Below are 10,853 nucleotides of genomic sequence, written 5' to 3'. Positions count from 1 at the left end.
AAGGAGGCGCGCCCGTGAACCCGATGGACCCGCCGGGCACCCCGCGCCCGGATCCCGCCGACCCCCACGCCCCGCACGGCTCCGGCGACCCGTACGGGGCCGCCGCCCTGGCCGCGTACGAGGGCTCCAGGGCGCTGGCCGCCCGGGACGCCGCGCACCGGGCGCACACCGAGCGGCTGCTTCTGGTGTGCGCCGACACGCTGGACGCCTGCGGGCGGCTCCTCGCCGAAGGGCCGGACGGCGCGGACCCGGCCGCGTACCACCACAGTCTCGAACTCGTCGTGCGGCAGCTGGAGTCGGCCGTGTCCGATGAGGGCCTGGAGGTGTTCGGGCGCGTCGGGGAGCGTGCGGGCCCGGCCACGCACCACGTCGTCGAGGTGCGCTCCGCCCCGTCGGGGGTGGTGGACGACGAGGTCCTTGAGGTCGTGCGGCGCGGGTATCGATACCGGGGTCGGGTGCTGCGCGCCGCCCGGGTCGTGGTCGCGGCGGCCGGGAGCGGCACCGAGAGCAGCGCCGACAGCGGCACCGACGGCGGGACAGTCAGGGCACCACGGGAAGGGACCACGCACGGATGAAGGCCATCGGGATCGACCTCGGCACGACGAACAGCGCCGTCGCCGCGCACGATCCGCACCGCGGCGACATCGCGGTGCTCACCAACAGCAAGGGCGACCGGCTCACGCCGTCCGTCGTGGGCCTGGTGCGGCGCGACGGCAAGGAGCAGACGATCGTCGGCGAGGACGCCCTGAACTGGGCGGTGCGCCAGCCCAGGGACACCATCGTGTCGGTGAAGCGGCTGATGGGCAGGGACTTCGCGGACACCTCGGTGGCCGAGGCCCGCGACCGGCTCAGCTACGAGATCGTGGCGGGGCCCGACGACGACCCGCGCGCCCATGTGACGCTCGGGGGCCGCACCCGCACGCCCGCCGAGATCTCCAGCGTCATCCTCGACAAGCTGGTGCGGGACGCGGCGCGCACCCTCGGCGAGCAGGTCTCGCACGCGGTGATCACGGTGCCCGCGTACTTCAGGGACGCGCAGCGGGCGGCGACGCGGGAGGCCGCGGAGCGCGCGGGCCTGGTGGTGAAGAAGATCGTCGACGAGCCGACGGCCGCCGCGGTCGCCTTCGGCCTGCACAAGCCGGACGGCGCCCGCAGCCGTGTCCTGGTGTACGACCTGGGCGGCGGCACCTTCGACATCTCCGTCCTGAACACGGTCAAGGACCGTGAGGGGCACAGCCAGTTCCAGGTCCTCCGCTCCGCCGGGGACATCTGGCTGGGCGGCGACGACTTCGACCTGGTGATCGTGGAGCGGATCATCGCGTGGATGCGCGCGGAGCGGGGGGTCGACCCGGCGGGCGACAAGGAGTTCCTGTTCCAGGCGAAGAAGGCGGCGGAGGCGGCCAAGCGGGAGCTGAACGAGCTGCCGGAGACGTACATCGTGATCCCGGCGGCGTACCGCGGTCCCGAGGGGATCGTCGACGTCGAGATGGCGCTGACCCGCGACGAGTTCCAGGCGCTGATCGCACCCCTGGTGACCCGCACCATGGACCTGGTCAAGGAGACCCTGTCGGGCTTCGAGCTGACGCCCGAGGACATCTCCGACGTGCTGCTCGTCGGCGGCGGCACGCTGACCCGCCCGGTGTACGAGGCGGTGGAGGCGTTCTTCGGCGCCGACAAGGTGCGCCGCAACATCAACCCGATGGAGTGCGTGGCCTACGGCGCGGGCGTGCTCGCACAGACCCTCGACGGCGTGGAGTGTCCCGCCCCGAAGTGTGCCCGGACGAACGAGTACACCGCCGAGACGTGCGTGGACTGCGGGCAGAGCCTGGTCAACGGCCGTCCGGTGGGCTCCACGGGCCTGTTCGAGTCGACGCCCATGGCCATGGGGATCGCCGCCGTGAAGGGCGCGCAGCGGGACGTGTTCGTCGAGATCATCCCGGCGGGCTCCCCCTATCCGCTGCCCGAGCCGCGCCAGCGCACGTTCCACGCGACGGACAGCAGGCTGATCCGGGTGCCGGTGTACGAGGGCGACAGCCATGTGGCGAGCGAGAACCACGAACAGGGCGTGGTGGAGTTCGAGCTGCCGCAGGAGATCGAGATCAACTGCCATGTGGACGTGTCGTTCAACTACTCCGCGGACCGCATCATCACCGTACGGATCTCCGTGCGCGGCACGGACATGGTCCTGGAGGCGACACCCCGGCGCGAGAAGCCCCGCACCCCGCCGCCCGAGACCGAGCAGGAGGTGGACAGCGCGATCCTCCGCGAGGAGCTGGGGCTCGCCGTGCGGGAGGCGCAGCGCTTCCTCAAGCAGTACGGCACCTACATCGAGCAGACGCAGGAGATGAAAGCGCGCCGCGACATCGCGCAGGCGCAGCGGGCCGTGGAGATGGGCGACAGCCGCGAGTACAAGCGCCTCACGGAGCTGCTGCTCGACGACATGTACCACCAGTGCGGGCTCGCCAGTCAGTTCCGGCAGGCCGAACTGGCCTCGGACGGCGCCCCGTTGGAGACCGTCAACGCGATCAGTGACGCCGTCGAGCAGGTCAAGGCGGCCCACCGGCAGGGCAACCGCATCCAGACCGCCGAGCAGGCCAAGAACCTGCGCAGCATGATCGCCGTCGCCTACTCCGAGCGCGCGGTGCCGACCCTGCCCAGCAAGAAGGACTACGGAGGCATCCTCCAGGTCCCTGACGACACGGCCGGCGGATGACGGCAGCCAGGGCCGGGGCGGACCGCGTCAGCCTCGGCGTGGACTTCGGCGCCACCGGCGTGCGGGCGCTGTTCGCCGGGGCGGGGCAGCAGGTGCGCCGCCTCGACCTGCCCGCGGACGGACCGTCGTGGCTGCGCTGCGCCCCGGCCGTGGCGGGCGTCCTTCCGGTGACGTTCCCGAGCCTGAAGTCCCTGGTGGCCAGCGGCGGTTCGGCCTCGTGGCGGGGGCAGACGGCGGACGTGGACACGGTGGTGGTGCGGCTCCTTCGGGCGCTGCGCGAACGCGTCGAGGAGCAGGCGGACGCGTTCGTCGCGCAGACCGTCATCAGCGTGCCCGCGTCCTTCCAGTCGGCGCAGCGCCAGGCCCTTCGGGACGCGGCGGGCGAGGCCGGGCTCACGCCGGTGCGGCTGATCAGCGACTCGATGGCCGCGGTCATGGGGCACACCACGGACCGCGACAGCGGCACGTTCCTCGTGTACGGCATGGGGTACGAGGGCTTCGAACTCGGCCTGGTACGAGGCGTGCGCGGGCACTGCCGCGCCCTCGGCTACGACGGCGCGGGCACCTCGGGAGGGCGCGCCTTCGACGAGGCCACCCTGGAGTCCGCGGTGCGGCTCCTGCGGGCGCACCGCGGGCCCGCGTCGGTGACGGGCGCCCCGGCCGAGGTGTGGCTCGGTCTGCGCGAGCGGGCCGAGCGGGCCCGGGAGGCGCTGACGGGACCGGCCGCCGGGGACGGCGCCGCGGTCACGGACTTCGCGTCGCTCACCCTCGACCTGGGCACCGGACCCGCCCTGCGCATGGGCATCACCCGGCCGAACCTGGACGCGTTCCTGGAGCCGCACGTGCGCCGCACCGTGCGCCGCGCCCAGGCCCTGCTCGACGAGTCCGCGGTGCCGCGCGCGGACGTGGACACCCTGCTCCTGGTCGGCGGCGGCACGCTGATGGAGCAGGTGCGTTCGGGCGTCGCGGGCCTCGGCCGGCGCACCGCCCACGGGCCGCCGGAGCTGCTCGCCCTCGGCGCCCTCAAGCACGCGGTGCGGCTCGGGGGCGGCGGCGCCCCCTCGTCCCGCTCGACCGCCCTGGAGGAGGGCCTGCTCGAACCCGCCGACCCGGCCCGCGACACCCTCGCCGACGCCCCCGCCCTCACCGCGAGCCTCTTCCCCCTTTCCTCCCTCGACGCCCCCCTCGACCCTCCGTCCCGCTCCCCCGCCGACGACGCCCCGGCCGCGCCGCGCCAGGACGTCGCCCGCGCCCGGGATCTGGCCCGGCAGGGGCGCAGGCAGGAGGCGGTGGCGCTGCTGCGGGACATCGTGACGGAGGCGCGGGAGTTGCTGGCGGGGCTTGAGGCGGGGCTCGGGGCGGGGGCGGGCGGGGACGGGGGCGCGGCCACGGGTACGGATGCGGGAGCGGATGCGGGGGCGGGGGCAGGGGCCGGTGCGGATGCGGGAGCGGGTGCGGGCTCCGGCACGGGGGCCGAGGGCGGCCGGGTGGAAGGCGCGGGCGGCCCGGCGGAAGGCGCGGGTGCGCCGGAGCTGCGGGAGCGGCCGGACGCCGAGGCCCGTGTCGTACGGCAGCGCCCCGGCCGCGGCACCGAACGCCAACTCGCCCGCGCGCAGCTCTTGTTGGAGCACGGCCGGTACGAGCACGCCGTGCAGGCGTCCCATCAGGCCTGGCAGGAGGCCACCGCGCACACGGACCGCGCCGACGTCCTCGACGCGATGATCGACGTGCACTGCGCGGCGGCGATGGCCGACATGTCGCCGGACCACTTCGCGGACGCCGAGCGGTGGCTGCGGTGCGCGTACGGGCACGACCCGACGAACGAGCGGGTGCGGGCGCTGCTCGCGCGGCGCACCTTCCGGCACGCGGAGGAACTGCACCGGATCGGTGCGCGGGATGAGGCGATTGAGGCCCTTGGCAAGTGCCTCGTGTGGGACCGTGAACACCCCGGAGCCGAGGCGCTTTCGCGCCTGCTCGGCCGCGACGGCAGGAACCGGCGCGGCCGGGGGGACGTCCTCGACTGACGAGGCCTCCCGGGCGCGGAGCCCCGGCGCTCCCGCCACCGGCCCGGGACGGCCGCGCAGCGGCCCAGGCCACTCCGAGACAGGGAGTACGCGTTTGACGCCCGCGGAACTGCTGGACAAGCAGGATCTCATCAAGCAGCTTCAGGACCTCGCGGGCAGGCCGACGCTCAGCCCGCGCGCCGCCGAACTCCGGACGCTGGCCGATGACTTGACGCACGGCAAGCGGCTCGACAAGTGGGCCGAGCTGGACCTCGTGCACGCCTACGTCCGCCCCGAGACCGTCACCGCGCCCGGCTCCCGCCCTTCGGCGCGCCGCGACGGCGTCCTGGAGGCGGCGCTCGGCGTCCTCGTCTTCATCCCGCTGCTGATCACCTGGTTCGGTCTGCGGGACGCCGTGCGCGCGTACGGGGAACTCGCCGAGGAGAACCGCAAGGAGGCGACGCGGCCCTTCCTCCAGCTGTGGCAGTCCGGCTTCGGCGGCCATCTGTCGCCGCTCGGACGCTTCGAGAACGTGGCGCTGACCGCGGTGGTCCTCATCGCCCTGCTCGTGCTGCTCTCGGTCGTGCACGCGCGCGTGCGCTGGCGCGCCGACAAGGAGGAGGCGGACCAGGAGGCGGAGCGCGAGCGGCTGCTCGCCCGGCTCGCGTCCGTGCTCACCCGGCTCCAGATGCTGCTCGCCCAGCACCGCAGTGCCTCCCCCCAGCAGTTCTCGACCGAACTGACCAAGGCCGCACGGCAGCTGAACTCCCTCGCCGCCAAGGCCGAGAAGAACCACAAGGAGCTGACGGCGACGGCCGGGGCGGTGGCGAGCGCGACGACGTCGCTCCAGGACGCCGCGACCAAGCTCACCGAGGAGGTGCCGAAGCTGGGCGCGGCGGCGAACCGGATGGAGACCACGCTGCGCGACGTCCAGGCGGCGACCGTCCAGGCGGGCGCCGCGAACACCGCCGCCGCCGACGTCATCGCCCAGCGCGTGCGGGCGGCGGGCACGACGGTCGAGACCTCGCTCAAGGCCCTGGTCACCGCCCAGCGGGAGCTCGTGACCAAGTCGGAGTCGGTCGCCCGCGCCACCGAACAGGCCTCCCAGGCCCTGGTCACCAGCACCGGCCGCACGAGCGACGCGATGGACGGCATACGCGAGGCCACGGAGCGCTGGGACGCGGCCGCGGCCCACTGGCAGGACGCGGCGGCCCGGGTGGAGTCGGGCGTGCGGTCGGCGGCGGGCTCCGCGGCCGACCCGGTGGGAGTGCCCGTGCGCAACGGGGCGGCGCGTCCGGCGGCGGATCTGTACGGGGCGTCGGCGCCGGACCCGTACGGGGCGCCGCACGCGGGCGGGTACGGGGCGCCCGACACGGAGCAGTACGGCGCGTCGCAGCCCTCGTACGACGCGTCGACGGGCCACTACGGCACGCCGACGCCGCGACCGGGCGGCACGAACGGGGCTCCCGTACCCGGGCCGCGGGCGGCCGAGGACGGCCGGACACCGGCAGCGGCACCGGAAGCGACACCTGCGCGAGGACCGGCCCCAGCACCCACGCCCACGTCGGCACCGACACCGACACCGACACCGACACCGACACCGACACCACATGAAGCCACCACCCCGCAGGACGCACCACGCGACACCCCGCACGACCACGCACCGCACGACCACACACCACACGACGACGGACCGCACGACCCCGCACCGCACGACACCCCCCACCCCCCGGCCGCGTCCGACGTCGCCTCGAACCGCACCCGCGCCCTGCGCCCGCCCACCCGGCGCCCGCCCTCTCCGCCGTCTCCCCCGTCGACCGGAGGTGACGCGTGAGCCCGTACCGGCGGCGCGGACGCGGGCGGGGCACGGGCAGTCGGGTCGCGGGCGTCGTCCTCGCGGGCTGGCTCTTCGCGGACCTGCTGCTCGTGCTCGCCCTGGTGTCGATGGCCGACCGGCCCGACCCGCTCGCCGCGCGTCCGAAGCCGTCGAACAGCGCGGACGGGACGAAGTCGCCGAAGCCGAAGCCGAAACCCACGGGGCCGCGCTCGGTGGAGCGCAAGCCCGAGCAGTTCGAGGTCAAGGGCACGGACAAGGACGCGCTCGTGGCACAGATCGGCCGGTCCACCAAGAAGTGGCAGGGCCGCACGGCCGCGCTGGTGCTGACCTTCGGCGGCGGCCAGAGCGGCACGATGTACGCCCACCGCGTCAACTCGCTGCTCGGCGAGGGCCGTCCGGAGATGTTCACTCGGAAGACGGCGACGGACGACTTCCACGACCTGAGCAACAGCCCGTCGACCGCCGTGGTCCGGGTGTACTTCTTCACGGCGCCGGGAGGCTGACCGGTGGCGACGACCTGGCGGCCCGGGGTCCGGGGCACCGAGGGCACACCCCCGCTGCCCGTGCTCCCGCAGTTCCCCGGCATGCGGGGATACCGCCAACTGCGCACCAACATCCGCGACTTGGGGTTCCGGCACGCCGCCGAGCTGCTGCGGGAGCCGGGGCGGCAGCGGGCGGCGGGCGGTGTCTTCGGCACCCTGCCCATGGCGGAGACGGACGACGGCTTCCGTGTCCTCGACGGGCTGTGGTTCCCCGGCCGGGGCGGGCTCTGGCAGCGCGTGGACGTGCCGTTCGTGCGGCGGGCCCGGGAGGCCTGGCAGGTGTCGGCCGACCCGCGCGCGCTGACGGCGGCGGCGGTCACGGACGTCCTGGAGACCCTGGCGCGGGACAACCCGATGGGCCTGCGGCACATCGTCCTGTGGGAGCTGTGCTGCCTGCTGAAGGACGGCGCCGACGGCAAGGGCGGCGACGGCGAGGGCGACCGGCAGGGTGGGCGCGGCGGTGGCGCGTACGCGGCGACGACCGCCGACGACGTCGCCGCGCTCGGCGTGCACCGCAGCGAGGCCCGCCTCCTGGCCGCCGCCGTGGACGCCGCGTTCCCCCCGGCCGGGGAGGCGCGCCGCGCGGCCGAGGAGTTCAACGACGTCTGGCCGGACCCCCGGCTGCGCCGGGCCGAGGCGGTCGCCGCACGCCTTCCGACGGCGCCGGACGACCACGTCCTCGCCGCCCTGCTGGCCTCGCTGCGCGCCCGTTCCGCCCAGGTGGCGCGGCTGACGCGCGACGCCCACCGGGCGCGGGAGCGCGGGGACGCGCGGGCCTGTGCCGTGGCCTGGCTGGGCGCGCTGCGGCGCGCCACGGACGCCCCGGAGCTGCGCGCGGGCCTCCTGCGGGCCGCCACCGCCCTGGCCGACGCTCCCCCTGCCGACCCGACGCCCGCCACCGGGACGCCCACGGACGCGACACCCGCCACCAGGACGCCCGCCGAAGCGACACTCTCCCTCGGGACACTCACCTTCGGGACGCCCACCTCCGGGACTCCCACCTCCGCGACGCCCTCCCTGGAATCCGTCACAGCGACGACCTCCAACAGCCGCCGGACCACCCTGACCTGGCGCACCGCCCGCGCGCCCGGCACCCTCCCGGCCCCGGTGACGTACACCGTCCTGCGCTTCCCCGACGGCGCCCCGGAGTCGGCCACCGAGATCGGGCGGATCACCGACGTCGACGCGGGGACAAGGGAGTTGACGGCGGAGGACCCGTCACCGCCGCTCGGCCGCACCCTGCGCTACGCCGTGCTGCCGGTACAGGGCGACCGCGTCGCCGGAGTGCCGCGCGTGACCGCGCCCGTCCTCGTCGCCCCGGACGTCGAGTGTCTGCTGACCAAGCCCGTGCCGGGGGGCGTCCAGGTGCAGTGGCAGCCGCACCGGGCGGCCGTCGACATCGAGGTGCTGCGCTACGACGTGCCGGACGTCGGCGCGGCGCGCGGGCCGACGGTCGTGCCCTGCGGACGTCGGGGCCTGGTGGACGACGCGCTGCCGCCGGGGATCTACACGTACCAGGTGAGCTGCGGCTATCCGGGGCCGGACGGCACCGTCGTGCGGTCGCCCGGGGTGCACGTCATGGCCCGCGCCGAGGAGTGGCCGACCCCCGTGGAGGTGCTGACCGCCGAGCTGGCCGGGGACCGTGTGCGGCTCGCGTGGCGTGCGCCCAGGCGCGGTTGGAGCACGCTGGTGCCGTGGCCGGGAGGTCCGGTCGAGCCGGGCACGGACGTGTCGGAGCGCTTCGCCCGCATGACCGCCGACGCCGCGCCCGGCGGGGACGCGCCGGACCTGTCGGGGCCGCGGGCGACGGAACCGCGCCTGCGCGAGGAGGACGGGCGGGACCTGCTGCTCGAAGTGAACCCGCCCTCGGCGGGACGGCTGCGGATGACGGCGGTGAGCGTGCTCGGCGACCGCGCGGTGGCCGGTTCCAGTGTCGTCGTCGAAAGTCCCGCCCCCGTCAAGGACTTGACGGTGGTCCGCCTCGCGCGCGGGCGCGCCAACGCGTGGTTCACCTGGCCGGAGCCCGCCGTGCTCGTACAGGTCGGCTGGCACGACGGCACCCGAGGCGACTCCCGTCGCGTGCCGCGCACCACGCACAAGAAGGCGCGCGGCGCGGTCGCGTTGACCGTGCCGGAGACCGCCTGCACCATCACGGTCACGCCGCTGCCCCGCCCGGACGCCGTCGCCGTGCCCGCGCCGCCCGCGCACGCCGACCTGCCCGCGGCGCACCTGCCGCCGCCCCCGGCGGAGCCCCCGCCGTGGCGCAGGTGGTGGCGCCGCTGGCTGCGCACCCGCGCCCGCCAGAGCTGAGGCCGGGCGCGGAACCGGCCCCGTACGGTCCGGCCGGTCCCTCAGCCCTCTCAGCCCCCTCAGCCCTCCTACGCCGCTACGCCCCTATTCCTTGACCTCCGCCTCCACCCCGCCCCCGAACTCCAGGAGCAGCCCGGACTGCAGTGCGATGGTGCGGCCCGGCTCGACCTCGCGTACCGAACCGTCGTCCTTGCGGACCGTCCACACGTTCTGGGTGCGGTTGGTGAGGCCGTACCGGCCGCGCTGCTTGGGGTGTTCGGTGACCTCGCCGACGACGGCGCGGAAGTCGTGCCGGTCGGGGTCGCCGTCCAGGTGGTGGGCGTACACGCGGGCGCTCGGGTCGAGGCGGATGCCGCGGCGGGTGCGCAGGGTGGTGCCGGTGGCGGTGACCAGTTCGAGGCGGGGCGGGAGCTGGAGGGGGCGGCCGCACTTCCAGCAGTCCGGCGGCGCGCCGTCGGGCTGCGTCAGGTTCTGCCGGCCGCACAGGCGACACTGGGTGATGGCGTCGAGGACCTGGCTGAGCGCGTCCCGCCACTGCGTCTCACGGACCCGCTTCGCGGGCACCTTCAGGCCGTCGGTGAAGGTCTGCACGAACAGGTCCCGCAGGATCTGCGGCAGCGCCGCCCAAGTGGCGATGACGGTCGGCTGCTCACCGGCGACGGGACGGTTGCGGGTGTCCGCCGGGTCGTACACGAAGACCGGGTCGGTGCCGTACAGCTTGCGTTTGGCGGCCTCGCCCATGCAGTGGATGCGCATGGCGAGCGCCCCGTTGAAGGGGTGCTCGTTCATCAGGAGCAGGAACAGGAGCACGGCGAGGGAGTGCAGGTCGGTCTGGGTGCCGGGCTGCGCGCCCCGGTCGCCGCGCACCAGTTCCGGCGCCATGAAGTCCATGGTCCCCGCGACCCCGGCGGTACCGCCCTCGACGACCGCGTTGTCGTTGTCGCAGACCAGGACGTCGCCGGTGCGCGGGTCGAAGAAGATGTTGCCCCAGTTGATGTCGCGGTAGGCGATGCCCTTGGAGTGCAGCGCGCGGTACGCCTCGACGGTGTGCAGGGCGACCGTCACCAGCGTGCGCATCGTCGCGTCCTTCACGGACCGGTCCCGCCGGAACAGCGCGGGCAGGTCCTGGAAGCGCGCGGGACGCACGTCCATCAGATAGCCGAAGCCGGGCTCCTTGCCGTCGGGGTCCATGACGATGGACCGCGGCCACAGGAAGCGGTCGTCGTCCCAGCCCTTCTCGATGAGCCCCTCCAGGATGTGCCGCTGGCGGGCGTCGGCGAGCTGCGGGTAGTACCACTTCACGGCGCGGTCGCCGCGGACCGTCGACACGCGGTACACCTCGCCCTGGCCGCCGGATCCGAAGAGCTCCCCGACCGTGACCTGTTCCCCGGCCTCGGTCACCAGCTTCTTGCCGGTGGCGAGCATGCCGTTGCTCATGCGGTCCCCGT

At 74.8% G+C, this 10,853-nt stretch carries 7 protein-coding genes; 6 read left to right on the top strand and 1 reads right to left on the bottom strand.

Annotated features, from left to right (window positions below):
* Positions 1-23: 23 nt before the first annotated feature.
* The 6 genes from grpE to ACFVHO_RS02245 all read left to right on the top strand — a co-directional run bounded on the left by grpE (position 24) and on the right by ACFVHO_RS02245 (position 9,405).
* Positions 24-575: a nucleotide exchange factor GrpE gene (gene grpE, locus ACFVHO_RS02270; RefSeq protein WP_385709366.1), complete on the top strand. Its 552-nt coding sequence runs from the start codon at positions 24-26 to the stop codon at positions 573-575.
* Positions 572-2,713, top strand: a complete 2,142-nt coding sequence (locus tag ACFVHO_RS02265) for an Hsp70 family protein (RefSeq protein ID WP_385708956.1) — start codon at positions 572-574, stop codon at positions 2,711-2,713. Before grpE ends, ACFVHO_RS02265 begins: the two co-directional genes overlap by 4 nt.
* Positions 2,710-4,737: an Hsp70 family protein gene (locus ACFVHO_RS02260; protein ID WP_385708954.1), complete on the top strand. Its 2,028-nt coding sequence runs from the start codon at positions 2,710-2,712 to the stop codon at positions 4,735-4,737. Before ACFVHO_RS02265 ends, ACFVHO_RS02260 begins: the two co-directional genes overlap by 4 nt.
* Before the next feature lie 94 nt (positions 4,738-4,831).
* Positions 4,832-6,550: a hypothetical protein gene (locus ACFVHO_RS02255; protein ID WP_385708951.1), complete on the top strand. Its 1,719-nt coding sequence runs from the start codon at positions 4,832-4,834 to the stop codon at positions 6,548-6,550.
* The gene (locus ACFVHO_RS02250; RefSeq protein WP_385708948.1) at positions 6,547-7,056 is read left to right on the top strand and encodes a hypothetical protein; all 510 of its coding nucleotides are present in this window, start codon (positions 6,547-6,549) and stop codon (positions 7,054-7,056) included. The genes ACFVHO_RS02255 and ACFVHO_RS02250 overlap by 4 nt, the downstream gene beginning before the upstream one ends.
* Before the next feature lie 3 nt (positions 7,057-7,059).
* The gene (locus ACFVHO_RS02245) at positions 7,060-9,405 is read left to right on the top strand and encodes a hypothetical protein (RefSeq protein ID WP_385708946.1); all 2,346 of its coding nucleotides are present in this window, start codon (positions 7,060-7,062) and stop codon (positions 9,403-9,405) included.
* Positions 9,406-9,489: 84 nt separating this feature from the next.
* Here ACFVHO_RS02245 and ACFVHO_RS02240 read toward each other — a convergent pair whose 3' ends face one another.
* Entirely contained in the window at positions 9,490-10,842 is a 1,353-nt protein-coding gene (locus ACFVHO_RS02240) for a protein kinase (protein ID WP_385708943.1), read from the bottom strand.
* Between the last annotated feature and the right edge of the window lie 11 nt (positions 10,843-10,853).

Origin of the sequence: Streptomyces sp. NPDC127108 (assembly GCF_042677545.1) — a bacterium.
In the GTDB taxonomy this organism is placed as follows: Bacteria; Actinomycetota; Actinomycetes; order Streptomycetales; family Streptomycetaceae; genus Streptomyces.
This window is presented reverse-complemented; position numbering and strand designations above follow the sequence as displayed.

What these genes read in the sequence shown, in the direction of transcription:
- ACFVHO_RS02240 (WP_385708943.1), bottom strand. Translation starts at nt 10,842, where the DNA reads ATGAGCAACGGCATGCTCGCCACCGGCAAGAAGCTGGTGACCGAGGCC.
- ACFVHO_RS02260 (WP_385708954.1), top strand. Translation starts at nt 2,710, where the DNA reads ATGACGGCAGCCAGGGCCGGGGCGGACCGCGTCAGCCTCGGCGTGGAC.
- grpE (WP_385709366.1), top strand. Translation starts at nt 24, where the DNA reads ATGGACCCGCCGGGCACCCCGCGCCCGGATCCCGCCGACCCCCACGCC.
- ACFVHO_RS02265 (WP_385708956.1), top strand. Translation starts at nt 572, where the DNA reads ATGAAGGCCATCGGGATCGACCTCGGCACGACGAACAGCGCCGTCGCC.